Origin of the sequence: Pseudomonas sp. TH04 (assembly GCF_016651355.1) — a bacterium.
In the GTDB taxonomy this organism is placed as follows: domain Bacteria; phylum Pseudomonadota; class Gammaproteobacteria; order Pseudomonadales; family Pseudomonadaceae; genus Aquipseudomonas; species Aquipseudomonas fluorescens.
This window is the reverse complement of sequence record NZ_JAEKEA010000001.1, coordinates 702,790-729,265: the sequence shown is the minus strand read 5'-3', so window position 1 is coordinate 729,265 and position 26,476 is coordinate 702,790. Positions and strand designations below refer to the sequence as shown.

Sequence of the window (26,476 nt, the reverse complement as noted above, 5' to 3'; positions counted from 1 at the left end):
GAAGAGCACCCGGATGGTGGTTTGGATGCTCGAATGCTAGGGCGCAGCCGGCCAACAATCTTTGAGAGCTTTGTCGGGAAACTGTCAAAGACTGTTAACGCGTCAACCCTAACCGCGTATGCCACTGGGCGATGGACTCTTCGGGGTATTCATCGAACTGCAAGTCGCCTTTGCGCACGCTGACTTCGACCCATGGGGCCTTGGAGCCAAGCATCAAATGCGTGTGTTGCGGCGGTACCGGCAACGGTGTGTCGATGGCGCAGGCGAAGGGGTGGATCAGTTCCGGCCACTCCGGGCTGAACAGCCACAACGCACTGCCGCATTGCGCGCAGAAATGCCGTTCGGCAGTACTGGCATGGGCGCGGCTGGCGCCATCCGGTTTGAGGCGGGCGTGGTAGGTCGAAATGTGTTTGCGGCCCTGAACCTTCAGGCTTTGCGCATCCCCCGCGAGGTTGATCGCATAACCGCCGCCGCCCTGGGTCTTGCGGCAAATCGAGCAGTAGCAGCGTTGGTAGGGGTAGGGGTGCTGGCTGGTCAGGCTGAACGTGACCGCGCCGCAATGGCAGGATCCTTCAAGGTGCATGGGCGTCTCCTCGGGCAAGGTGACTGTTGAGCTTAGGCGCTTTGCGGCATCAACGTCGCAATCAACGCGCGAATGGTGCCCGGCAGTGCTTCCAGTTCACGCACCAGGATACTGCGCTCGCGAATGGCCCAGGGCTCATCCAGCTTCACCGTCACCAACTGCATGGTGCGGCTGTGCCGCACGGCGGCAGATTCGGGAATGATGCCGATGCCCACGCCGGCCTCGACCATCCGGCAGATTGCTTCGAAACTCGACACCTGGATACGCAGCGACAAGTGCTTGCCCACGCGCTCCACGTGTTCACGCAGAAAACTCAACAAGGTGCTGCCCTCGTGCAGGCCGATATGCTGGTACGCGAGGGTTTGCTCCAAGGTCACGCAGGGCTGGCTGGCCAGCGGGTGGCCCACGGGCACCATCAACACCAATTGATCCGTGCTGAAGTGCAACACTTGCAAGCCCGCCGCTTCCACCGGCCCGGCGATGATGCCCATGTCGCTGGTGCCATCGAGCACGCCGCGCACGATATCGCGGGACAGCCGCTCTTGCAGGTCGACGGTCACGCCCGGGCGCTGGGACAAAAAGCCCGCCAGCACTTCCGGCAGAAACTCGGTCACCGCCGTGGTGTTGGCGAAGATGCGGATATGCCCGGCGGAGTCCACGCCGTATTGGGTGAACTCGCTTTTCAGGTAATCCACCTGGCGCATGATCAGCCGCGCATGGTGCAGCAAGCGTTCGCCCGCCGGGGTGATTTCCACGCCACGGCTGTCGCGGTACAACAGGCGCGTATCCAACTGGCCTTCCAGCGCCTTGATCCGCGCGCTCGCGGCGGCCGGCGACAGAAACGCACGCTTGGCGCCCTGAGTCAGGCTGGGGGATTCGGCGATATGGATAAACAGGCGCAGGTCGGCGAGATCGAAGTGCATGGCGGCTCCGGTGTGTACACGAATCGCATCGCAATAAACACCCACCCTGAAGGTGCAGTGTTGTGAGTGGCGTTCAGCATAACCGAACGCTGGTTTATTGAAATGCAAATTCTCAGAACGGGCAGGCGCTTGCATGATCCGCAGCAGACACCCACTGCCCGAGGACCTGCACCCGATGAGCGCCACTGATTGGATCGGCCGAAGCGAAACCGCCCACGACCATTTAAGCCATAACCTGCTCAAGCGCATTGCCGCCACCTTCGGCGAGGCCGTGCCCGAAGACGGCGCGGACCTACCGCCGCTGTGGCAGTGGTGTTTTTTCCAGGACCCGCTGCCGGAATCGGCCTTGGGCACCGACGGCCACCCGGCCCGTGGCGGCTTTCTGCCTGCTGCCGATAACCGCAATCGGATGTGGGCCGGTGGGCGTATCGAGTTCCTGCATGCCTTGCGTGCCGGTGAGGCGGCGAGCCGCGTGTCGACCATTACCCACGTCGAAGAAAAAACCGGCCGCACCGGCTCGCTGCTGTTTGTCACGGTGCGTCATGACTATTCCCAGGACGGTCGCCTGGCCATTCGCGAAGAACAGGACATCGTCTACCGCGAGCCCACGCCACCCAAGCAGGGCAATGGCGAGGCACTCGCCCAAGGTGAATGGCAGGAGTCGATCAACCCCACGCCCACCCTGCTGTTTCGCTACAGCGCCGTGACCTTCAACGGCCACCGCATCCATTACGACTACCCCTACGTCACCGGCACCGAAGGCTACTCGGGGCTGGTGGTGCACGGCCCGCTGATCGCCACGCTGAGCCTGCGCGCGTTTTGCCGTGCGCATCCCGACGCGAGCGTGCGTCGCTTTGCCTATCGAGGCGTGCGCCCGCTGATCGCGCCACAGCCCTTTGCAGTCGGCGGGCGGGTTACCGAACCGGGCGTCGCCGCACTGTGGGCCGGTAACGCCGACGGCCTGGCGCAGACCGCTGAAATCCACTTCGAATAAGCCAAGAACACCAGGCGGAGAGCCGTGAATGAACCCCAATGACAACGAAGAACTCAATGCCATTCGCGACGGTGTACGCGCGTTGTGCGCCGAATTCGATGCCGCTTACTGGCGCAGGATCGACGATCAAAAAGGCTTCCCCGAAGCCTTCGTCAAAGCCCTGACCGACGCCGGCTGGCTGTCGGCAATGATCCCTGAAGCTTACGGCGGCTCCGGTCTGGGCCTGACGCAAGCGTCGGTGATTCTTGAAGAAGTGAACCGCTGCGGCGGCAACTCCGGCACCGTTCACGGCCAGATGTACAACATGTTCACCTTGCTGCGGCATGGCAGCGAAGCACAAAAAAGCTTCTATCTGCCCAAACTGGCCAGCGGTGAATTGCGCCTGCAGTCGATGGGCGTCACCGAGCCCACCACCGGCACCGACACCACCAAAATCAAGACCACCGCGATCAAACGCGGTGACAAGTACGTGATCAACGGCCAAAAGGTGTGGATCTCGCGGGTGCAGCATTCCGACCTGATGATCCTGCTGGCGCGCACCACGCCGTTGGCTGAGGTGAAGAAAAAGTCCGAAGGCATGTCGATCTTCCTCGTCGACCTGCGCGAGGCCATCGGCAACGGCCTGACCGTGCAGCCCATCGCCAATATGGTCAACCACGAAACCAACGAGCTGTTCTTCGACAACCTGGAGCTGCCACTCGATAGCCTGATTGGTGAGGAGGGCAAGGGCTTTAAATACATCCTCGACGGTCTGAATGCCGAACGCACGCTGATCGCTGCCGAGTGCATTGGCGACGGCCGTTGGTTTATCGAAAAGGCCAGTGCCTACGCCCGCGACCGGGTGGTGTTTGGCCGGCCGATCGGGCAGAACCAGGGCGTGCAGTTCCCGATTGCCGAAGCACATATCGAAATCGAAGCGGCGGACCTGATGCGCTGGCGTGCCTGCGAGGAGTACGACAGCGGCAAGCCGGCCGGGGCGAGCGCCAACATGGCCAAATACCTGGCCGCCAAGGCGTCCTGGGAAGCGGCCAACGCCTGCCTGCAAACCCACGGCGGGTTTGGCTTTGCCTGCGAGTACGACGTGGAACGCAAATTTCGCGAGACGCGCCTGTACCAGGTGGCGCCGATCTCTACCAACTTGATCCTGTCCTACGTGGCCGAGCATCTGCTCGAACTGCCACGCAGCTTCTGAGGGACGGACCATGAGCCACACCCAAGCCCTGTGTCGATTCCTGGCCGAGTTGAGCTACGCGCAGTTGCCCGACAACGTCCTGGCGCGTGCCGAAGACCTGTATCTGGATTGGCTGGCGTCTGCCTTGGCGAGCAAGGGCGCGCACCCGATTACGTTGTTCGAACGCTATGCGCAAAAGATGGGGCCGAGCCGTGGCCCGGCCCAGGTCATCGTCAGCGGTGGCAGCAGCAGCGCGTATTTCGCCGCCCTGGTGAACGCGGCGTCGTCGCACCTGGTGGAGCAGGACGACCTGCACAACAGCTCCGTGCTGCACCCGGCGACCGTGGTGTTTCCGGCCGCGTTAGCCGCCGCGCAAGACCTCGGAAAATCCGGCCGCGCGTTGCTCCTGGCCTCGGTGGCCGGTTATGAAGCGGGGATTCGCATCGGTGAATTCATGGGCCGTTCCCACTATCGAATCTTCCACACCACGGCCACCGTCGGCACGTTGGCCGCGGCTGTCGCCGTGGGCAAGTTACTGGATTTCAACCAAGAGCAATTCATTAACCTGCTGGGCACTGCCGGCACCCAGGCCGCCGGGCTGTGGGAGTTCCTGCGCGACGCCGCCGACTCCAAACAATTGCACACCGCCAAAGCGGCGGCGGATGGCTTGCTCGCGGCCTACCTCACGGCGGACGGGCTGACCGGCGCGCGCAATATCCTTGAAGGCGACCAGGGCCTGGCGGCGGGCATGTCCAGTGACGCCACGCCTGCCAAGTTGTCAGCCGAGCTCGGCAGCCGTTGGGCGCTGCTGGAAACCTCGTTCAAGTTCCACGCCTCGTGCCGCCACACCCATCCGGCCGCCGACGCGCTGTTGGAGGTGATGCAGCGCAACGGGCTGCGCGCCGAACAAATCGCCCATGTGCAAACCCGTGTCCATCAAGGCGCCATCGACGTGCTGGGGCGTGTGAACGTGCCGACCAGCGTGCACCAGGCCAAATTCTCCATGGGCACCGTGCTCGGCCTGATCGCAGTGCATGGCAAGGCCGGGTTGACCGAGTTCCATGAATGCGCACTGAGCGACCCGGCTGTTTGGGCCTTTCGCGACAAGGTCAGCATGACCCTCGACCCCGAGGTCGACCGCGCCTACCCGCAACGCTGGCTGGGCCGCGTGACTGTCACCACGGTCGACGGCCGCACGCTGCACGGCGCCATCGACGAGCCCAAAGGTGACCCGGGCAACACGCTGAGCCGTGTGGAACTGGCAGATAAGTTCCAGCGCCTCACCCAATTCAGCGGCGCGCGCACACCGGCCGAAGCTGACGCACTGATCGAAAAGGTCTGGAACCTGCGCCACGCAGCGTCCCTGGCCGACTGGCTTTGAGGACCCTTCATGACTAATCAACGACCGCTGGACGGCATCACCGTTGTCAGCCTGGAACACGCGATTGCCGCGCCATTTTGCACCCGCCAGTTGGCGGACCTGGGCGCCCGTGTGATCAAGATCGAACGCCCCGGGGCCGGTGACTTTGCCCGTGGTTACGACGAGCGCGTACGCGGCCTGGCCTCGCATTTCGTGTGGACTAACCGTTCCAAGGAAAGCCTGACCCTGGACCTCAAGCAGGACGAGGCGGGCGATATTCTCGAAACCCTGCTGACCGACGCCGATGTGCTGGTGCAGAACCTCGCGCCCGGTGCGGCAGCGCGCATGGGCCTGTCGTTCGAGGCGCTGCAGGAGCGGTTTCCACGCCTGATTGTCTGCGACATTTCCGGTTATGGCGAAGGTGGGCCTTACGAGAAAAAGAAGGCCTATGACTTGCTGATCCAGAGCGAGGGCGGGTTTCTGTCGGTCACCGGCGGCCCGGGCGACGACCAGATGGCCAAGGCCGGTTGTTCCATCGCCGATATCTCCGCCGGCATGTACGCCTACAGCGGCATCCTTTCTGCGTTGTTGCTGCGCGGTAAAACCGGCAAGGGCAGCCGCATTGACGTGAGCATGCTGGAAAGTCTGGTGGAGTGGATGGGCTACCCGATGTACTACGCGTTCGACGGCGCGCCTCAGCCGCCGCGTGCCGGGGCGGCGCATTCGACGATCTACCCTTACGGGCCGTTTCCCACCGGCGACGGCGGCACGGTGATGCTCGGGTTGCAGAATGAGCGCGAATGGGCGGCGTTTTGCGACAAGGTGCTGCTCACCCCATCGCTGGCGACTGACGAGCGCTTCAGCGCCAACTTCAAGCGTTCGGCCAACCGCGACGCGCTGCGCCAGATTATCCATGACAGCTTTGCGCAGCTGGACGTCGAGGCGGTGATCCAGCGCCTGGAAGATGCGCAGATCGCCAGCGCACGGGTTAACGACATGCAAGGCGTGTGGGACCACCCGCAACTCAAGGCGCGTGACAGCTGGCGTGAAGTCGCCAGCCCGGCCGGTCCACTCCCGTCATTACTGCCGCCGGCGCGTAATGCCGCCTTCACGCCACGCATGGATGCAGTGCCGGCGCTGGGTCAGCACAGCCAGGCCATCCTCGCTCAGCTCGGTTATTCGGGTGACGCCATCGACCGTCTGCGTACCCGCGGCGTTATTTAATAAGGAATTCAGTGATGCCAAAGCCTGTCGTTCGTTCCGCCTTGTTTGTCCCCGGCAGCCGCCCGGAGCGGTTTGCCAAAGCGTTGGCCAGTGGCGCTGATGCGGTGATTGTGGATTTTGAAGACGCCGTGGAAGAACCGCTCAAGCGTCAGGCACGGGATAACCTCGGGGTGTTTTTGCAACAGCATCCAGAGGCCCAGGTGTGGGTGCGCATTAATGCGCCGGAACATGCCGAGCATTTCGCCGATGTGGCGTTCTGCAAAGCCCATGCAAATGTGGCGGGCGTGCTGCTGCCGAAGGTAGAGAGTGCCGCCCAAGTGGCGGTGGTGGCGGCCGCCGGCAAAGTCATCTGGCCCATTATCGAAAGTGCCCGGGGTTTGCTGGCCGTGGCCGAAATCGCCCAGGCGCCGCACGTTGAGCGTCTGTCATTTGGCGGCCTGGACTTGGCCCTCGACCTGAACCTGAGCAGCCATTCTCCGGCCGCGCAATTCGCCCTCGACCAGGCCCGCTTGACGTTGATCGTGCATTCGCGCGCGGCCGGGTTGGTCGCGCCGCTGGACGGTGTGCACCCGGCCATCGACGACCCTGAAGGTTTGCGTCGCGCGATTCGGCATGCCTATGAAATGGGCTTTGCCGGCGCGCTGTGCATTCATCCCAGGCAGGTTGCACTGATCCATGCAGCCTTGGCACCGAGCGCCGAAGACCTGGCCTGGGCCAAGCGCGTGGTGGACGCCGGTGCGCACGGGGCAGGGGCCTATCAGATTGATGGGCAGATGGTGGATGCCCCGGTGCTGCTGCGCGCGCAAAGGTTGCTGGCGGCCCAGCTCTAACTGACGAGACCGGCGGCCACAGTGGCGCTTCATTGTGCTGTGCATTGGCGTTCGGCCAGGCCGAACGCAGGTATCTAAAATTCGAAATTCACTACACGCATTACATCAGGCACCTTGCCTTGCAATACAACAATAAAAAGGTGATTCCCCATGCTCAAGCTTTCTCGGGCGCTGCTCTGCGCCGCCACTGTGTTTGTCGCGGGCCTGGCCCAGGCGGCGGACCCGATTGTGATCAAGTTCGCCCACGTGGTCGCCGAAAACACCCCCAAAGGCCAGGGCGCGCTGCTGTTCAAGAAGCTCGCCGAAGAACGCCTGCCGGGCCGCGTCAAGGTCGAGGTGTACCCGAACTCGTCGCTGTTCGGGGATGGCAAGGAGATGGAAGCACTGTTGCTGGGGGATGTGCAGATGCTGGCGCCGTCCCTGGCCAAGTTCGAGCAATACACCAAGCAAGTGCAGATCTACGACCTGCCGTTCCTGTTCAACAACCTGGCCGCCGTCGACCGTTTCCAGGCCGCCCAGGGCAAAGCCTTGCTGACCTCGATGCAGGACAAAAACATCCTCGGCCTGGCCTATTGGCACAACGGCCTCAAGCAACTATCGTCGAACAAGGCCCTGCGTGAGCCCAAGGACGCCCGTGGCCTGAAGTTCCGCGTGCAGGCCTCCAGCGTGCTCGAAGAACAGTTCAAGGCGATCCGCGCCAACCCGCGCAAGATGAGTTTCGCCGAGGTCTACCAGGGCCTGCAGACGGGCACCGTCAACGGCACCGAGAACACCTGGTCGAACTATGAAAGCCAGAAGGTCAACGAGGTGCAGAAGTTTTTCACCGAGTCCAACCATGGCCTGATCGACTACATGGTGATTACCAACGCCAAGTTCTGGAACGGCCTGCCACCGGATATCCGCACCACCCTCGAGCAGATCATGCTGGAGGTCACGGCCGAGGTGAACAAACAGGCCGAAGCGCTGAACCAGTCGGCCAAGCAAAAAATCATCGACGCCAAGACCAGCGAAATCATCGAACTGACCCCCGAGCAACGCCAACTGTGGCGCGAAGCCATGCGCCCGGTGTGGCAGAAGTTCGAAGGCGAGATCGGGGCTGACCTGATCAAGGCGGCGGACGCTTCCAACCTGTAATTCAGGGCCGTACCGCGTTCTCATGTGAGCGCGGGCTTGCTCGCGAATGCAGTCTGTCAGTGGAGACACTGGCGACTGACACGCCGCATTCGCGCGCAAGCCCGCGCCCAGATGTTGATCCGGTGATCACCCCGAGCCTTGCACCTACCTATCTCTGCTTCGCGAGGTTTTGCCATGCAAACGCTAAGGCGCGTCTGGGAGCACCTGGAGGAAGGCTTTATTGCCTTCCTGCTGGCCGCCATGACCCTGGTGACATTCGTCTACGTCATGCTCAACAACATCTACACACTGTTCTTCTCCCTGGCCGACAAGTGGGCCGTCAGCAGCCCGTTCTTCAATGCCCTTGGTGACCACACCATGACCTGGGCCCAGGACATGACGTGGAGCGTAGCGCTGACCAAGGCCATGTTCGGCTGGCTGATTTTCTTCGGCATTTCCTACGGCGTGCGCACCGCCGGCCACCTGGGTGTTGATGCACTGGTCAAACTGACCAAGCGCCCGGTGCAACGCCTGCTTGGCATGCTCGCGTGCCTGTGCTGCCTGGCCTACGCCGGGCTGTTCATGGTCGCCAGCTACAAGTGGGTGAGTGCGGTGATGACGGCCGATATCGGCGCCGAAGACCTCGACCAGTACGGCGTGAACGTTGGCGATATCGTGATCATCGTGCCCATCGGGTTTGCCTTGGTGTTTATCCGCTACCTGGAAATTTTCTATCGCCTGTTCACCCACCGCCAGGTCGGGTTGGGGTTGGCCGACGAGGCCGGTGAGGCCAGCAAGTTGGCCGGCAGCCATGAGGAGCGTCACTGATGGCCGTGCTCTGTTTGTTCCTGCTGTTGTTCGTGTTCATGTTTCTCGGCGTGCCGATTGCGATTTCCCTGGGCTTGTCCGGCGCCGTGTCGATCCTGATGTTCAGCCAGGACTCGGTGAGTTCGCTGGCGATCAAGTTGTTTGAAACCTCGGACGCCTACACCTTCCTGGCCATTCCGTTCTTCCTGCTCTCCGGGGCGTTCATGACCACCGGTGGTGTGGCGCAACGCCTGATTGATTTCGCCAACGCCTGTGTTGGCCATATCCGTGGCGGCCTGGCGATTGCCGCAGTGCTGGCGTGCATGCTGTTTGCGGCGTTGTCCGGCTCGTCGCCCGCCACTGTGGCGGCGGTGGGGTCAATCGCTGTGGCGGGCATGGTGCGCTCGGGTTATCCCAAGGAGTTCGGCGCCGGGATCATCTGTAATGCCGGCACGCTGGGCATCCTGATTCCGCCGTCAATCGTGATGGTGGTGTACTCGGCAGCCACCGAAACCTCGGTCGGCAAGCTGTTTATGGCCGGGGTCATTCCGGGGTTGCTGCTGGGCTTGATGCTGATGGTCGCGATCTACATCGTTGCGCGCATCAAAAAGCTCCCGGCACAGCCACGCGCGACGTTCCGTGAGTGGTTGAGCTGTGCGCGTCGCGCCTTCTGGGGCTTGCTGTTGCTGGTGATCATCCTCGGCGGCATCTACAGCGGCATGTTCACCCCAACCGAAGCGGCGGCGGTGGCGGCGGTGTACTCGGCGTTTGTCGCCTTGTTCATCTACAAGGACATGAAACTGCGCGACTGCCCGAAGGTGCTGCTGGAGTCCGGCCGGCTGGCGATCATGCTGATGTTCATCATTGCCAACGCCATGCTCTTTGCGCATGTGTTGACCACCGAGCAAATCCCGCAGGAAATTACCGCCTGGGTCATTTCTGAAGGGCTGACACCGATTGGCTTCCTGATCATGGTCAACGTCGTGCTGCTGGTGGCGGGCAGCTTTATGGAACCGTCGGCCATCGTGCTGATCCTGGCGCCGATCTTCTTCCCGATTGCGATGAAGCTGGGTATTGACCCGATTCACCTGGGCATTGTGATGGTGGTCAATATGGAAATCGGCCTGGTGCACCCGCCGGTGGGGTTGAACCTGTTCGTGACCTCGGCGGTGACCGGGCTGACGCTGGGGCAGACCATTCGGGCTGCGATGCCGTGGCTGATGATCTTGCTGGTGTTCCTGATCATGGTCACCTATTTGCCGTTTATCTCGCTGGCATTGCCGCACTGGCTGGGGATGTAGCACTCATTAACGCAGCAATACCCTGTGGGAGCCGGGCTTGCCCGCGATGAGGGCGTGTCAGCCAATGAATTCGGCGACTGACACTCCGCTATCGCGAGCAAGCCCGCTCCCACATTTGGTTTTTGCCAGGCGTTAGTGGTCCAGCGCGCTCAAGATCGTATAGGCCAACTTGACCCGCTCAGCATTCGGGTAATTCTTGTTCGCCAGAATCACCACGCCCATATCCTTGCTCGGCACGTACACCACGTACGCTCCAAAACCACCGGTTGAGCCGGTTTTGTTGTACAGCACGTTGGCCGGTTGCGGCTGTGCGGGCGTCAGCCAATTGACCTTGTGCGGTTCCATCGCCATGGGCGTGGAATTGCCGTCCAGCAACGCGTTCAGTTTGATCGGGTAGGGGTAGCGTTCCCAACCCAGGCCCTGGGTCATGCCGTTCACGGTGTAGTAACCGGCGTGAGTGGCCGCGATGGCTTGTTGCAGCGGCTTTTCCAGGGTTTGCGGGTGCATGTTCAGCATGACGTAGTGAGCCAGGTCCTGGGCGCTGGTCTTGATGCCATAGGCTTCGCTGTCGAGTGCGCCGGGGCCCACGCGCACAGGCTTCTGGAGCTTGTCATAGCCTTGGGCGTACTGGTCGGATTTGTCGGCGGGCACGCTGACGTGGGTGTTGCTCAGGCCCAGCTTGGGCAGCAGGGTTTTCTCCATGGCGACGTTGTACGGCTGGCCAAGGCTTTGCGCCGACAGATAGCCGAACAACCCGATGCTCGGGTTGGAATACAGGCGTTGTGCGCCCGGCGCGTAAGTCGGTTGCCAATGCTGGAAGTAGCCGAGCATGTTCTCGGCGCTGTCGGCAGCGTCGGGAAACTGCAGGGGCAAGCCGCCTGGCGTGTAGGTCGCCAGTTGCAACAGGCTGATCTGGTCGAAGGCGCTGCCGGCCAGCGCGGGCAAGTGCTGGCTGGCCTTGTCGGAGAGCTTGAGCTTGCCGGTCGCCTGGGCATAACCGCCGAGGGTGGCGGTGAAGGTTTTGCTCACCGAGCCGATTTCAAACAGGGTGTCCTCGGTCACCGGCTGTTGTGTGTCCTTGTTCGCGACGCCGTAGTTAAAGTATTGCGCCTTGCCCTTGTTGACCACGGCGATGGACAGGCCGGGAATGCCTTGCTGCTGCATCAACGGTGCCACGCGGGTGTCGATGACCTGGCGCATGTCGGCGTCTGCCATGCAGGTGCCGGAGCCGAGCAATAAGGCCGATATCAGCATTTTTTGTACGGTGTGGTTCATGGTGCTTCGCTTCCCTATAAATGATGCTCTGACGATCAAGGCCTGCGCAGGCGCCGCAAATCTAAGTGGATTTTGCCCCTTCGACAAACGATGATATCTCGCACCTGCCATTAGAAAAATTTGGGGTAAGCCATGCTGCGTTCGCATTTGCCGCTCAATGCCCTGCGTGCATTCGAGGCGTCGGCCCGTCACTTGAGCTTTACCCGGGCCGCCATTGAACTGTGCGTGACCCAGGCGGCGGTGAGCCATCAGGTCAAAAGCCTGGAAGCGCAACTGAACGTCACCTTGTTCAAACGCCTGCCACGCGGCCTGATGCTGACCAGTGAGGGCGAAACCCTGCTGCCGGTGTTGCGCGAGACCTTCGACCGTATTGCACATACCCTGGGCCAGTTCGAGGGCGGGCATTACCGCGAAGTACTCACCGTGGGCGCGGTCGGCACCTTTGCCGTCGGCTGGTTGCTGCCGCGCCTGCCGGAGTTCCAGAGCCGCTACCCGTTTATCGACCTGCGCCTGTCGACCCACAACAACCGCGTCGACGTCGCCGCCGAAGGCCTCGATTACGCGATCCGTTTCGGCGCGGGCGCCTGGCACGGCACCGAGGCGTGCCAATTATTGGCAGCGCCGTTGACGGTGTTGTGCGTGCCGGCACTCGCCGAGCAATTACACACACCTGCCGATGTGCTCAAACATACCGTGCTGCGCTCCTACCGCGCCGATGAGTGGAACCTGTGGTTCCAGGCAGCCGGGCTGCCTGCCGACACCCTGATACCGCGCAATATCGTATTCGACTCCTCGCTGGCGATGATGGAAGCCGCATTGCAGGGCATCGGCGTGGCGCTGGCGCCGGCGATGATGTTCTCGCGCCAACTGGCGACGGATGTGATTCGTCAACCTTTCGACGTGGGCATTACCACCGGCAGTTATTGGCTGACGCGCTTGCAATCGCGCGCGGAGACCTCGGCAATGCTCGCGTTCAAAGGCTGGTTGCGCGGAACGGTGGCCGTGCAAGTACCCGACAGGGCCGGTCGCAGGGCACCTTTCTGAAACTGGCCTGCACTCGGCAACGCGCGCGCTCAACCCCTGACACCTACCACAAGCCATCTGCACAGCCTCGTCGCTACGAGTGTCTGATCATGGTGATGGCTGCTGGATAAGCAAGTCGGTGTGTTCCGAATCTATTGTAGGTTTTGGTGATGGCGGCCCTGTTGTTAATTAGAGGACCCAACTGACTATTTTTGAAACATTATGAAACATTCGTGGTGAGGCCAGGCTCTATCGTTTCTCCTGTACTGAGTTAATCCATGAAAACCCCGCGTCCCTCTGACCGCATTCCCCACCTCACGCAATTGCGCAACTTGAAGATGGCGCGTTCCGCCCACGCCTACGTGCGAGGCAGCACGGTGCAATTTTACGAGTGGCTGCACAGTCTCCCTGGCCGCCGTTTGCCCCACGGCCCGGCGATCTGGATTTGTGGTGATTGCCACGCGGGCAACTTGGGCCCTACCGGCGACAACAAGGGCCGTATTGACATGCACATACGCGACCTTGACCAGACCGTGATCGGCAACCCGGCCCACGACCTGGTACGTCTGGCCTTATCCCTGGCCACCGCCGCGCGGGGCTCGGACCTACCGGGGGTGACGACCGCGCGCATGCTCGAAGAAATGATGGTCGGCTACGAGCAAGCCTTTAAAGACAAACCCGATGCAGTGCCGCCGCGCCCGTCCCAGGTCAAGGCCGGCATGCGCAGTGCAGTGGAGCGCACCTGGAAAAACCTCGCGCGTGAGCGTATCGAAAATGTGCGTCCGACCATCCCGTTGGGCAAGCATTTCTGGTCATTGTCCCGGGCGGAAAAGAGCGCGTTGGAAACCGTCTGTGCTTCGGACGAAATCCACCAGTTGGTGAGCTCGCTCAAGGGCCGCCCCAAAGACGCCAAGGTTGAGCTGCTGGACTCGGCTTATTGGGTCAAGGGTTGCAGTTCCTTGGGTTTGAAGCGCTATGCGGCGCTGCTGGGCGTTGGTGACAAGGATGATCAGGAATATTGCCTGATCGACATCAAGGAAGCCGTCGGCGCTGCTGCACCTCGCGCAGCGCGGGCGAAAATGCCGCGTGACAATGGCCGGCGTGTGGTGGAAGGCGCACGCCAACTGTCACCCGGCCTGGGTGAGCGCATGGTGGCGACGCGGTTTCTCGACCACGGTTTTTTCATCCGTGAATTGCTGCCCCAGGACATGAAGCTGGAGTTGGATGCACTGAGCGAGACCGACGCCATGCACGCCGCCGGATACCTGGCCCGCGTCGTCGGCATCGCCCACGCCCGGCAGATGGACCGGGAAACGCGCAAGGACTGGATGGCGGCATTGCAGGAAAACCGCTCTAAACAACTGGATGCACCGTCGTGGTTATGGACCAGTGTGGTGCAGTTGGTGGGCAGCCACGAGCAGGGTTATCTCAACCATTGTCGGCGCTATGCGTTGGAGCACTAACCACGCTACGACGTCGCACTGGAACACATTGGGGTGTTCCAGTGGGTGCCCCTCTGCACTTGAAGGCAAGGCGCCGCAACCGCGCAGTGGGAGAGCAGTTTGTTGCGGGTTGTGTTTTTTACGATTTTTCGCGCGAATCCTAGGCAACGTCCTATTTGAATTTTTATTACTTTGTGACTGTCAAGTCGATGTGCTTTGCCGTTGGTCTGAAACGTTAATGAGCATTCAAGGTGTTAAACCAATAAAGTGCTTTTAAATCAATAAGATAGTAGCGATTCTAACGTGAATATCACGTTTGTCGGAATCTTGGCATCTCCTAAGTTCGATGTTAGGTTGCCGCCATCATTTTTCGACGGAACGGATATGCACCTGCCAACGCCATGGACTCGGCCTTTTCTATGCCTGACGTTATTGTGCCTCAGTGCCCTTGATGGCGCCTTTGCCGCGACCAATCCTGGCGACCAGGACCTGATTCGCGATCGGCAAAACCGACTGCTGGAAGAGCAACAGCGACGTCTTCAAGAACTCAAGGAATTGCCCGGCAAAGAGGTAAAACCGGCAGCCCCGGTGGCTCCGGTGGACACCCGTTGCTTCCCCATCCAAACCATCGAACTCAACGGCGCCGACAGCCTCTCTGGTGCTCAGCGCGAACGCCTGCTTGAACCCTTTATCGATCAATGCCTGGGTGTGTCCCAACTCAATGATTTGCTTAAGGTAGTTACCGACCACTACATCGACAAAGGCCTGGTCACCAGCCGCGCCTACTTGCCGCAACAAGACCTGTCCAAGGGGCATCTGCAAGTGTTGGTGGTAGAAGGCAAACTTGAACGTCTGAAAGGCGTCGACAACAGTTAGTTGTCAGCCCGCGAACTGGCCATGGCCTTTCCCGGTAATAGCGGCGACTTGCTCAACTTGCGCGAAGTTGAACAAGCCATTGATCAACTCAACCGTCTTGCGTCCAACCAGGCGCAAATGGAACTGGCGCCCGGCGACGCAGTGGGCGGCAGTAGCGTTTTGGTAAAAAACACGCCACAAAAGCCGTGGCGTGCCAGTTTGTCACGCAACAACGATGGCCAGAAAAGTACCGGAGAGCAGCAGTGGGGCACAGGCTTTGAATGGGACAGCCCATTGGGTCTGGCCGACCAGTTGATTCTGCGCGGCGGCCACGACGCCATCAGCGATCACCAGAAAACCTCAAAAAACGCGATGCTCTACTACAACGTGCCGTGGGGGTGGTGGAACTTCAGTTACAGCTACAACCAGAGCGATTATCGCTCGGTGGCCCAAGGCGACGGCTTTGACTTCAAGCAAACCGGCGACAGCCAAAACCATCAGTTGCGCGCCGAGCGCGTGATCCACCGCGACGCCCTGAGCAAAACCTCGGTGAACGTTGGCGTGGCCCACCTGCGCACCAACAACTACATCAACGACAACCACCTCAAAGAGAGCAGCAATCGCCTCAGTGAGTTGCAGTTGGGCATCAACCATGGGCGCCGCATTGGCAGCGCCTTCGTCAACCTCGACGTCGGTATGCAGAACGGCACCGGCGCGTTCGACGCCCAGGGCAATCACAACCCCGGCCCGGGCGTGCCGGATGCGCGTTACCGCAAATACACCGCCACCGTCAGCTACTTGCAACCGTTCAGGCTGTGGGGTGAGTCCTTCAGTTTCACCAGCCTGGCCACCGGCCAGCGCAGTGAAGACGTGCTGTTCAGCCCGCAGCGCATGAGCCTCGGTGGCTCTTCGTCGGTACGCGGTTTCAAGGACCAGCAACTCAATGGTGACAGCGGCGGCTACTGGCGCAATGACCTGCGTTGGAGCCGCCCGGTAACGCTCGGCTGGCTGCGCCCGGTGTTCGGCGAATACGGCGCCAGTGTCGGCTATGACCAAGGCGTTATCCGTAACGCGCGCTACAACCGCGAAGTGCATGGCCGGGTGTCGAGCAATTCGTTTGAGCTGTTCGCCCGTGGCCAGCACGTCAGCACCAGCGTGACCTTTGCCCACTCGCTGGAACGACCGGCCGCGCTGCTTGACCGCGAAGCGCCGATCTACTTTCGCATGGATTTTTTCCTCTAATTCAACGCCCCGTTGCATCGAGAATTTGAAATGGATGTTCGCCAGTTTGCCTTCCTCGCTCGCCAGCCTTCGGCTGCCCTGAAACGCCGTGACTCGTTCATCGGCCTGCCCAAACGCGGGCTGGCGCTGATCCTGGCCAATGCATTGTTCTGGCAGCCGTTGTTGGCTCAGGCCGACGGCATCGTCGTCAGCGCACCGGGCACCAGCGTCGGCCAGGCAGGCAATGGCGTTCCCGTGGTGAACATCGCCGCGCCCAACGGCAGTGGTTTGTCCCATAACCAGTTCAAGGACTACAACGTCGGCGCCAATGGCGTGATCCTCAACAACGCCACCGCCATCACGCAGTCGACCCAGTTGGGCGGGATCATCCTCGGCAACCCGAACCTGCAAGGCCGCGCCGCCAACATCATCCTCAACGAAGTCAACGGCGGCAGCCCCAGCCAGTTGCGTGGCTACACCGAAGTGGCGGGGCAGTCGGCCAAGGTTATCGTGGCCAACCCGTACGGCATCACCTGCAGCGGCTGCGGTTTCATCAATACGCCGAATGTGACCTTGACCACCGGCAAACCGGTGCTCGACAACGGCCGTCTGGACCGTTACCAGGTCGATGGCGGCGCCGTGACCATCGACGGCCAGGGCTTGAACGCCAGCAACGTCGACCGTTTCGAAATCATCACCCGCTCAGCCAAAATCAATGCCCAGATCAATGCGCGCAACTTGACCGTGGTCGCCGGGCGCAACGACGTTAACGCGCAGACCTTGAATGCGACGGCGCGTGCCGATGACGGCAGCGCCAAGCCGGAGTTGGCAATCGACTCGTCGGCATTGGGCGGCATGTACGCCGGTGCGATCAAACTGGTGGGCACCGAAGCCGGTGTGGGCGTGAAGCTCGACGGCACCCTGGCGGCCAGCGGCGGCGATATCCAGTTGGATGCCAATGGGCATTTGAGCCTGGCGCAGACCGCCGCCACCGGCAACATCAAGGTCACCGCGCAGAACGTCAACCTGACCGACAAGGTCTACGCCGGCAGCAGCGTGCAGGTCACCAGCGCCCAGGGCCTGGTCAACCAGAAAAGCCTCGCCGCCCGCGACAGCATTAGCCTGGCCAGTACTGGCCAGGTCACCAACAGCGGGATCATCGAAGCGGGCGTCAACGCCGATGAAACGCGCAATGCCAATGGCGATGTCAGCGTGTCTGCGGGCAGCCTTAAAAATACCCAAAGCGTGGTTGCCAGCCGCGCCCTGACAGTGACGGCTGCACACAACCTCGACAACCAGAACGCGACGTTGAGCGGCGCGAGCGCGGTGGTCAGCGCAGGCCAAGTGGATAACCGTGGCGGCCGCGTGCTGGGCACGGCATCGCTGAAGGTCAATGCCACGGGCCTGGATAACCGCGCCGGTGGTGTGTTGCACAGCGACAACAGCACCGACGTCACGGCGGCGACCCTGCAAAACCAGAACGGCCGCGTGATCGGCCTCAATTCCCTGACGCTGATTGCCGGGCAAGTGGGCAATGAAAACGGCTTGCTGGCCAGCCAGCAACAGGCCCATGTAACCGCCGGGCTACTGAGCAACCAGGCAGGCGAAATCTCCGCCAACCAAACCAGCGTTACCGCCACCACCCTGGATAACCGCGCCGGCAAACTGCTGGGCGCCCACCTTAATGTGCTCGCCAGCGGCGCGATCGACAACCGCCTGGGGATCTTCTCGGCCACCAGCCTGCTGACCCTGCAGGCCGCCAGCCTGGACAACAGCGGCCAAGGCACCGTCGCCAGCCAGGGCAACCTGACCGCGAACATTGCCGGGCTGTTTGATAACCACAATCAAGGCAACCTGATCAGCCAGGGCGCGCAACAGGTTAGCGTCGGCCAACTCAATAACGCCCAGGCCGGGCTGGTATCGAGTAAAAACACCTTGGTACTGCACGGCGATACGCTCGCCAACCAGGGCGGCCTGGTGATTGCCGACGGGGCGATGACCCTTACCGGCGGTAGCGTCGACAACAGCCAGCAGGGCGTGATCAGCAGCAAGGCCAACACCCGCATCGAACTGGCCAGCCTGAACAACAGCACTGGCGGCCGACTGAGCAGCGACGGCGGCCTGACCCTCAGCGCCAGTCAAATCGAAAACGGCGCCGGGCGTATCAGCGCCAAGGGCGACCTGCTGGCAACCGTCGGCGTGCTCAACCAACAAGCTGGCGAATTGGTCAGCGAAGGCGTGCTGAGTTTTACCGGCACCGCCCTGGATAACCGCAACGGCGGCCTCATCGCTGCCACCCGTGGCGTCGACCTGTACAGCCCGAGCATTCTCAACCAGCAGGGTGAAATCTCCAGCCAGGCCCGCGTGCGGCTGGGTGCCGATCAACTCACCAACAGTGGCGGCAAGGTCATTGGTGACGGCGGCCTGATACTGACCGTGCAACGCCTGCTCAACCAGAACAAAGGCCTGTTGGCGGCGCGCCAAAGCCTGCAATTGAACGGCGGGCAACTGGACAACAGCCTGGGCGGCCGCGTGATCAGCCAAACGGGCGTGAACATCAACCTGAGCGGCGATCTGCTTAACCAAGGGCAGGGCGTGTTACTCAGTGACGGCGCGTTAACGCTCAATGCCGGCACGCTGAACAACAGCCAGGCCGGTGTGATCAGCGCCAAGCAACAGCTTGACCTGCGCAGTGCGGGCCTTAACAACAGCCAGCGCGGCAGTATCAGCAGTAACGCCGGGATCCTGCTTAACACCGGGCAACTGGACAACAGCCAGCAAGGCTCGATCTTCGCCAAATCCACGCTGCAGGCAAACCTCGACGGGCTGGACCAGCATGACCGCGGCGAACTGGTCAGCAATACCAGCATCGACCTGGACCTGAACCACGGGCAACTGATCAACCGTGACCACGGCCTGATTGCCACCCCTGGCCAATTACTGCTGCGCAACCTCGGCAGCGTCGACAACAGCCAGGGCGGCGAGCTTTCCAGCACGCAATCATTTGCGGTGGTGGCCGACACGCTGAACAACCGTGGCGGCAAAGTCATCAGTGGCGACAGCTTGCAGGTGCGCATCGCCCAGGCGCTGGATAACAGCGTCGAAGGCGTGGTATCCGCCAAGAACCTCTTGCAGGTGGCGGCGGGCAGCCTTAATAACCAGGCCGGTGGCGCGATTGCCAGCCGTGGCGCTTTGGACCTCAAGGTCGCTGGCGCCCTGGACAACCGTGATCAGGGCCTGATCAGCGCTGCGACCACGTTGGATGCAACGGCCGGCGCATTAAATAACAGCGACAAAGGCCGGCTCTCGGCCGGTACCCGCCAAACCCTCAGCACCGGCGCGCTGGATAACAGCCAGGGCGGGCAACTGGTCAGTGATGGCAACCTCACGCTGACGGCGGCCGATGTCAGCAACCGCAACGGCGTGATTGGCAGCCAGCAGGCCTTGAGCCTGAACGTCGCCAACCTCGACAACACTGCGGGCCTGATCAACAGCCAGGGCTACCTCAGCCTGGCAGGACAGCATGTGGACTCAAGCCTTGGCGGTGAAGTCTCGGCCAAGGGCAACCTGCAACTGGTGGTGCAACAGCTGATCCAGCGCCAGGGCCGCCTGATCGGCGAACGTGCCGTTGCGCTCGATCTGCAAGGTGGCGACCTCGACAACAGCGCCGGCCTGATCAGCGCCAAAGGACCGCTGAGCTTTGCGCGCCTGGCCAACCTGACCAACCGCGAACAGGGCGAAATTTCCAGCAATATCGGGTTCAGCGTGGCGGCCCTGCGTATCGACAACAGCGATCGCGGGACCATCCTCAGCACCGATCAACTGCGTGTCGAGGCGAACACCCTGATCAACGCCAACAAGGGCCTGATCTCCGGCTGGAACGGTTTGACCGTGGCCGGCGGCAGCCTCGACAACAGCGCCGAAGGCACGCTGTCGAGCAAAAACGGCAGCCTGCACGCCAACCTCAGCGGCGCCCTCGATAACCACGCGGCGGGCGCCCTGGTGAGCCAGGGCCTGCAAACCCTCAGCGCGGCGAGCCTCAACAATGCCCAAGGCATCATCTCCAGTCAGGGCGATGTAGGCCTGAGCATTGCCGGGCGCCTGGATAACAGCAACAACGGCTTGATTTCCTCCAGCCAGTTGCTGGGTTTCAACCACGCCCAAAGCCAGATCCTCAACCGTGGCGGCCAGATCAGCGCGGCCAACATCAACCTGATCGGTCAGAGCCTGGACAACAGCGGCGGCCAACTGATCAGCCAGGGCAGCCTGCAAGGCACCCTCAGCGGTGCGCTGATCAACGCCAACAATGCGCGCCTGGCCAGTGGCGGCGCGCTGCTGCTGAACGCCGCCAGCCTCGATAACCGTGGCGGCCAACTGGTCAGCCAAAACCGGCTCGACCTGACCCTCGCCAGCGGCGATTTGGACAACAGTGGTAAAGGCACCCTCGCCAGCCAGCAAGACCTGCTGATCAAACTGCTGACCGGTGACGTCAACAACCAGCAAGACGGCCTGATCTACAGCCAGAAGGGCAAGCTGGAGCTTGCCGCTCGCACCCTCAATAACCAGCAGGGCACCTTACAAAGCCAGACCGACAACCTGCTGCGTCTGAGCGGCGCCCTCAACAACCAGAGCGGTCGAGTCGACAGCCTCAGCGGCAACCTCGACCTGAACGCGGCCAATGTGGCCAACACCCGCGGCGGCATCCTCAACAGCGGCAAAGGCTGGATCAAACTGGTCAGCGGCCTGTTCGACAACGGCGGCGGCATCACCCAGGCGCAATCGCTGGATATCGACGCCAAGGGCGGTGTGCTCAACCAACTGGGGCACCTGTCGGCCCTGGGCGGTGAAAACCGCATTGTCACCAGCAGCCTGAACAACCAGGGCGGCGGCGTGTATGCCAACACCTTGCTCAAGGTCACGGCCGCCGATTTCGATAACCAGGACACGGCGGCCAACAACGGCGGCAAGGTCGGCGCCCGCAGCATCGATTTCGGCCTCACCGGCACCTTGAGCAACCGCTTCGGCCTGATCGAAAGTGACGACACCCTGCGCCTTGCCGCACAAACCTTCAACAACGCCGGTGGCAGCCTGCGCGCCATGGGCCGCGCGGGCAACACCGATATCAACGTGGCGGGGCTGTTCGATAACCGCTCCGGCGCGCTGGAAAGTGCCAACGAAAATCTCAACCTGCAAGCCGGCAACCTCGACAACAACGGTGGCCGTATCGTGCACACCGGCAGCGGCAAATTCGACCTGACGTCTGATCAAGTCACCCGTGCCGGCGGCAGCTTTGTCACCAACGGCCAGTTGGACATCAAGGCAGCGAGCTGGACCAACAGCAGCGTGATCCAGGCCGGGCGCTTGAACCTCGACATCGGCCAATTCACCCAGACCGCCAGCGGCCAATTGTTGGGCGCACAAAGCCTGACCGGCACGGGCGACACCTGGACCAACGACGGCCTGCTGGCCAGTGACGGCAGCCTCAACCTCACGCTCAGCGGCGGCTACAGCGGCAACGGCCGGGTCAGCAGCCTCGGCGCCATGACCCTCACCAGCGCCAGCATGGACTTGGGCGAAAACGCCCGGATTGCCGGCGGCGCGGTCACCCAGGTCAACAGCAGCACCCTGACCAACCACGGGCGCCTGACCGCCCTCGGCGACCTCACGGTAAACGCCACCACCCTGAACAACTACGGCACTTTGGGCGGCGCGGAAAAAGTCCGCCTCAACGCCACCCACCTGCTCAACGACAGGGGCCTGCTGTTCAGCGGCAACGACATGACCTTGCGCGCCAACGATGTGCGCAACAGCTACGGCGACGTCTACAGCCTCGGCGGCCTGGACATTGCCCGCGACGATGCGGGCGCGCGCAGCAGCCTGATCGAAAACCTCTCCGGCAGCCTGGAAAGCGCCGGCAACATGCGCCTGCTGGCCGACACCCTGAGCAACCGCCGCGACCAGTTCAGCACGCAAAAGAAACTGGTCTCGGGCAACCTCAATATCTATTCCAACGACTTCTGCAAAGGCAAAGGCTGCGAGCTGTACTTCACCTCCGTAGAGAAATACGAAGACGTGCTGGTCGGCAGCTCGGCCTCGGCGTTCATCAACGCCGGTGGCGACCTGACCGTCGGCAGCCAGACCTTCGATAACCTCTACAGCTCGGTGTCTGCCGCCAAGAACATCCTGATCAACACCGACGTGCTGACCAACCGTGGTGCGGCCGGCGGCGAAGAAGTGCACCTGAATTCGGGCTTTTATACCCGTGACCGCAGCTTCTACAACACCTTCATGGAGCGCCAGAACCAGTTCAACGTCTATAACAACCCCAACTCCGGCGACTACCGCCCAGGTGAGATGACCCTGGCCAAGATCATGGCCGGCATCGGTAACTTTTACGAAACCAGCACCTACGTGGTGCCGACCGCCGGCAGCGTCATTGCCCAGGCGGTGATTCAGGCGGCCGGCTCGGTGACGGTCAACGCCACGCAAAAAATCGACAACAGCGTGATTCGCCCCAACGCCACCGACATCAAGGCCCCGGCGCAAAACCACAACACCAACTCCGACGTGTTCGCCTCCACGGTGAAACCGGCGATTACCGCGCAACTGCCGCCAGACCTGGCACAGCGCCAGGTCAACCCGGCCACCTTGCCCGGCTTCAGCCTGCCCACCGGCCAGAATGGCCTGTTCCGTTTGAGCGGCCAACAGGCCAAGGCAGACAGCGCCGGCAGCGCCTCCACGGGCAATGGCGACTTCAGCGTCGGCGGCCGCCAGATTGCCGACAAAGACCGCGAAAAACCGCTGGACTACAGCGCCGTGCAAGAGCGTGGTTTCAGCGTCGATGGCCAGCCGCTCAGCGGCGCGGTCACTGGCCAGGGCCCGCTGAACCTGGACAGCCGCGCGCCGTCGGTAACCCGCGTGCAAGGGCTGCCGCAAATCGCTGCGGTCGACAACAGCCACAAATACCTGATCGAAACCAACCCGGCGCTCACCGACCTCAAGCAGTTCATGAGCTCCGATTACCTGCTGGGCAAACTGGGCTACAACCCTGATACCGCCTGGAAACGCCTGGGCGATGGTCTCTATGAGCAACGCCTGATCCGCGAAGCCGTGGTGGCCCGCACCGGCCAGCGCTACATCGATGGCATCGCCAGTGACGACGCGCTGTTCCGTTACCTGATGGACAACGCCATCAGCTACAAGGACGCGCTCAAGCTGCAACTCGGCGTGTCGCTGACTGCCGAACAAGTCGCGGCGCTGACCCACGACATCGTGTGGATGGAAGAAGCCGAGGTCAATGGCCAAAAAGTCCTCACCCCAGTGCTCTACCTGGCCCAGGCCAACAACCGCCTGGCACCCAACGGCGCACTGATCCAGGGCCAGGACGTGAGCCTGATCACCGGCGGCGACCTGCACAACAGCGGCACCCTGCGCGCCACCAACAACCTCAGCATGGTCGCCGGCAACATCGACAACAGCGGCCTGATGCAAGCCGGCAACCGCCTGGAAATGCTCGCCACCGACTCGATCCGCAACACCCGTGGCGGCATCATCAACGCCCGCGACATCAGCGCCACCGCTGTGACCGGCGACATTCTCAACGAGCGCACCGTCACCACCTTCAAGCAGCAAGGCGAAGGCTACCAACTGCGCAACGACGTGGCCAGCGACGCCTCGCGCTTCGAAGCCACCGACACCCTCAAGCTCAACGCCGGGCGCGATGTGCTCAACATCGGCAGCGACCTCAAGGCCGGTGGCAACGCCAGCGTGACCGCCGGGCGCGACGTGGTCATCGCCAGCCAGACCGAACAGGACGACTACGCCTACCAACGCCGCCGCGTCAAAGGCACCGAGCAAACCACCCTGCAATATGGCTCGAACGTGGACGTGGGCGGTAACCTCGCCATCGACGCCCGCCGCGACATCGCCGTGGTCGCCAGCACCGTCAGCGCCGCCAAAGACCTCAGCGTCAAAGCCGGCGAAAACCTGACCCTGGCCGCCGCCGCCAACGAACAACACGACTACTCAAAAGGCAAAAAAGGCGGCACCAAAACCACCACCCAACTCGACAACGTCACCCAACAAAGTGCGGAACTGAAAGCCGGCGGCGACCTGATAGCTGTCGCCGGTACCGACCTGACGCTGGTCGCCAGCAAGATCAGCGCGGGCAACGAAGCCTACGTGCATGCCGATAACGAACTGCAACTGCTGGCCGCGCAAGACAGCAACTATTCGCTGTACGACATGAGCAAAAAGGGCGGTTGGGGCAGCAAGAAAACCCAGCGTGATGAAGTGACCGATGTGAAGAATGTCGGGAGCGAGATCAAGACGGGGGGCAACCTGACGCTGGAGAGCGGTGGGGATCAGAAGTATCAAGCGGCGAAGCTCGACAGTGGCGGGGATATTGCGATTGTCAGTGGTGGGGCGGTGACGTTTGAGGCGGTGAAGGATTTGCGGCAGGAGAGTCATGAGAAGAGCAAAAGTGACCTTGCGTGGAACAGTGCCAAAGGTAAGGGTAATACAGACGAGACGCTGCGCCAGACTCAAATGGTTGCGCAGGGGAAAGTAGCCATCCAGGCAGTGGATGGTCTGAAGATTGATATCAAGAAAATCGACCAGCACTCCGTCAGCGAGACCATCGACGTGATGGTCAAGGCAGATCCGCAGCTTGCTTGGCTAAAAGACGCTGAGAAGCGTGGGGATGTGGACTGGCGGCAAGTGCAGGAAATGCATGACTCGTTCAAGTACAGCCATTCCGGGCTTGGGCAGGGCGCGATGCTGGCGATTATTATCATCGTGACGGCATTGACTGCGGGAGCTGGGAGCGTGATGGCTGGCGGCGCCGCGGGCGCCACGGCCGGGTCCGGTACTGCCATGGCGGCAGGAGGGATCTCCACTGTCGGGGCAACTGCGGGCACGTTCGTTGGTGCCGGTTGGGGAAATCTTGCAGCAACAGCCGTGATTGGTTCGGCAACCAGCGGCGCAGTGATCAGCGCGATAAACAATAAGGGAAACCTGGGTGCCGTTGTTAAGGATGTGACATCCAGTCAAGCGCTGAAGGGTTACGTTGTTTCAGGCATCAGTGGCGGGTATGTGCCAGATAGCCTAGGCACTCAACTCGCCGTACGCTCTGCTCTGAATACAGTGGCTAACGGTGGGAAATTTAAAGATAACGTCGTGCAGGCCGCAATCGGGATGGCGGCAGATGGCTTGAGCGGAGCCATTTATAACAAGGTAGGTGATGCACTTCTTGGAACTAACCTCTCCACAAAAGTAGCGGTACACGCCATTGTCGGCGGATTGATTGGCGAGGCGGCGGGTGGAGATTTCCGCACCGCTGCTTTGGCCGCGGGTGCTAACGAAGCGCTGATTAGCTTGGTTGGTGACAAGATTTTCCCTGGAGACCAGCATGAACGCCTATTGGCGATGACGTCTCAGTTGGTGGGGATGACGGTCGCAGCGGCTGCAGGTGGTGACGAAAAGGCTCAGGAAAAGGCCGCGTGGGTAGCCCAACAGGCCACTGTATATAACAACCTCAAGCATGCTGAGGCTGAAGGTCTGCTTAAGGAAATCAAGGATTGCCGTGCAACGAAGACCTGCGGCGAAGACAAGCTTAAAGGCATTCTGGGTAAATACGAGAAACTGTCTGCTGAAAATTCCGACCCCATCAAGTCATGCAAGACGCGCAGTTGCGTAGACGATATCGTCAATAGCTCTATTCGAATGGACGATCCGGTTGCCCAGGAGCTGCTGAAGTTACTGCGACAAACCACCTATGATGTGCCTGGCTTGCTGCAAGGTAACCCTGGCGAGCCCATGTCGCTGTCCCCGAACCCGAGTGGGTGGGGAGATATGTTTGCGATGGACAAACAGGTAGCGTTTGCCAAGAGCCTGAAAGAGGGTTGGCTGACGCCGCAGGAAGCTGCCGATCTTGATCGTTGGAACGCTTCCACCACTTGGGTGGATCGGATGTATGGGCATAAGCTGGAGCCGGGTGAGAAAGCTAATATTCTTACTGGTCTGGGTGTGGCCGGTGCGATGGCGTTAGTGGGAAGATCGGCTGCTGGGTCTTCAAGCCCAAAAGCTACACTGATTGAATTTTTACCGAAGGCTACCCGAAATAGTGCGGGGCAGATTGAGGCAAATATTAGTCAGGGAAGTGCTATGAAAACACTTGAATCTAGTGGCTACAAGAAAACGTTTTCTAAGGATGGCTCAGTCACTGTGCTAACTAACGGTGATAAAACATATCGATTTTATCCATCTTCAACGTCCACCGGGCAGCCTTCAGCGTCATTAAGTATGGAAGGCATAAAAAAACCAATCGTAAAAATTAGATTTTCAGGGAAATAGT

Annotated in this window: 14 protein-coding genes and 1 pseudogene; 12 read left to right on the top strand and 3 right to left on the bottom strand. The window is 61.3% G+C overall.

What is annotated here, in order from left to right; translation table 11 throughout:
* Window positions 1-94 precede the first annotated feature (94 nt).
* Together JFT85_RS03230 and JFT85_RS03225 are read right to left on the bottom strand one after the other, a co-directional pair.
* Window positions 95-583: a GFA family protein gene (locus JFT85_RS03230; RefSeq protein ID WP_201229200.1), complete on the bottom strand. Its 489-nt coding sequence runs from the start codon at window positions 581-583 to the stop codon at window positions 95-97.
* Between the two features lie 32 nt (window positions 584-615).
* The gene (locus JFT85_RS03225) at window positions 616-1,506 is read right to left on the bottom strand and encodes a LysR family transcriptional regulator (RefSeq protein WP_053255799.1); all 891 of its coding nucleotides are present in this window, start codon (window positions 1,504-1,506) and stop codon (window positions 616-618) included.
* A gap of 175 nt (window positions 1,507-1,681) precedes the next feature.
* Between JFT85_RS03225 and JFT85_RS03220 the strand changes: the two genes are divergently transcribed.
* The 8 genes from JFT85_RS03220 to dctM all read left to right on the top strand — a co-directional run bounded on the left by JFT85_RS03220 (window position 1,682) and on the right by dctM (window position 10,306).
* Window positions 1,682-2,500, top strand: coding sequence for an FAS1-like dehydratase domain-containing protein (locus JFT85_RS03220; protein WP_053256499.1), 819 nt, complete (start codon window positions 1,682-1,684; stop codon window positions 2,498-2,500).
* A gap of 28 nt (window positions 2,501-2,528) precedes the next feature.
* Complete coding sequence (locus tag JFT85_RS03215; protein ID WP_053255800.1) at window positions 2,529-3,692, top strand: acyl-CoA dehydrogenase family protein; 1,164 nt, start codon at window positions 2,529-2,531, stop codon at window positions 3,690-3,692.
* 10 nt (window positions 3,693-3,702) lie between these two features.
* Entirely contained in the window at window positions 3,703-5,052 is a 1,350-nt protein-coding gene (locus JFT85_RS03210) for an MmgE/PrpD family protein (protein WP_201229198.1), read from the top strand.
* Window positions 5,053-5,061: 9 nt separating this feature from the next.
* Complete coding sequence (locus JFT85_RS03205; RefSeq protein WP_201229196.1) at window positions 5,062-6,255, top strand: CaiB/BaiF CoA transferase family protein; 1,194 nt, start codon at window positions 5,062-5,064, stop codon at window positions 6,253-6,255.
* A gap of 14 nt (window positions 6,256-6,269) precedes the next feature.
* Window positions 6,270-7,085, top strand: coding sequence for an HpcH/HpaI aldolase/citrate lyase family protein (locus JFT85_RS03200; RefSeq protein WP_053255803.1), 816 nt, complete (start codon window positions 6,270-6,272; stop codon window positions 7,083-7,085).
* Between the two features lie 150 nt (window positions 7,086-7,235).
* Entirely contained in the window at window positions 7,236-8,219 is a 984-nt protein-coding gene (locus JFT85_RS03195; RefSeq protein WP_201229194.1) for a TRAP transporter substrate-binding protein, read from the top strand.
* Between the two features lie 174 nt (window positions 8,220-8,393).
* The gene (locus JFT85_RS03190) at window positions 8,394-9,026 is read left to right on the top strand and encodes a TRAP transporter small permease (RefSeq protein WP_053255805.1); all 633 of its coding nucleotides are present in this window, start codon (window positions 8,394-8,396) and stop codon (window positions 9,024-9,026) included.
* Window positions 9,026-10,306 carry a C4-dicarboxylate TRAP transporter large permease protein DctM gene (gene dctM, locus JFT85_RS03185; RefSeq protein WP_053255806.1) on the top strand — a complete coding sequence of 427 codons (1,281 nt, stop codon included), beginning with the start codon at window positions 9,026-9,028 and terminating at the stop codon, window positions 10,304-10,306. The genes JFT85_RS03190 and dctM overlap by 1 nt, the downstream gene beginning before the upstream one ends.
* Window positions 10,307-10,438: 132 nt before the next feature.
* Here dctM and ampC read toward each other — a convergent pair whose 3' ends face one another.
* Window positions 10,439-11,581, bottom strand: coding sequence for a class C beta-lactamase (gene ampC / locus JFT85_RS03180; RefSeq protein ID WP_201229192.1), 1,143 nt, complete (start codon window positions 11,579-11,581; stop codon window positions 10,439-10,441).
* Between the two features lie 132 nt (window positions 11,582-11,713).
* On the opposite strand from ampC, the gene JFT85_RS03175 reads away from it, so the two are divergent.
* The 4 genes and pseudogenes from JFT85_RS03175 to JFT85_RS03160 all read left to right on the top strand — a co-directional run bounded on the left by JFT85_RS03175 (window position 11,714) and on the right by JFT85_RS03160 (window position 26,475).
* Window positions 11,714-12,625: a LysR family transcriptional regulator gene (locus tag JFT85_RS03175; protein ID WP_201229189.1), complete on the top strand. Its 912-nt coding sequence runs from the start codon at window positions 11,714-11,716 to the stop codon at window positions 12,623-12,625.
* A gap of 257 nt (window positions 12,626-12,882) precedes the next feature.
* Window positions 12,883-14,067, top strand: coding sequence for a DUF2252 domain-containing protein (locus JFT85_RS03170; protein WP_053255809.1), 1,185 nt, complete (start codon window positions 12,883-12,885; stop codon window positions 14,065-14,067).
* Between the two features lie 363 nt (window positions 14,068-14,430).
* Window positions 14,431-16,143, top strand: a pseudogene (locus JFT85_RS03165) (ShlB/FhaC/HecB family hemolysin secretion/activation protein).
* 30 nt (window positions 16,144-16,173) lie between these two features.
* Window positions 16,174-26,475 carry a two-partner secretion domain-containing protein gene (locus JFT85_RS03160; protein ID WP_201229187.1) on the top strand — a complete coding sequence of 3,434 codons (10,302 nt, stop codon included), beginning with the start codon at window positions 16,174-16,176 and terminating at the stop codon, window positions 26,473-26,475.
* The last annotated feature ends 1 nt before the right edge of the window (window position 26,476 follow it).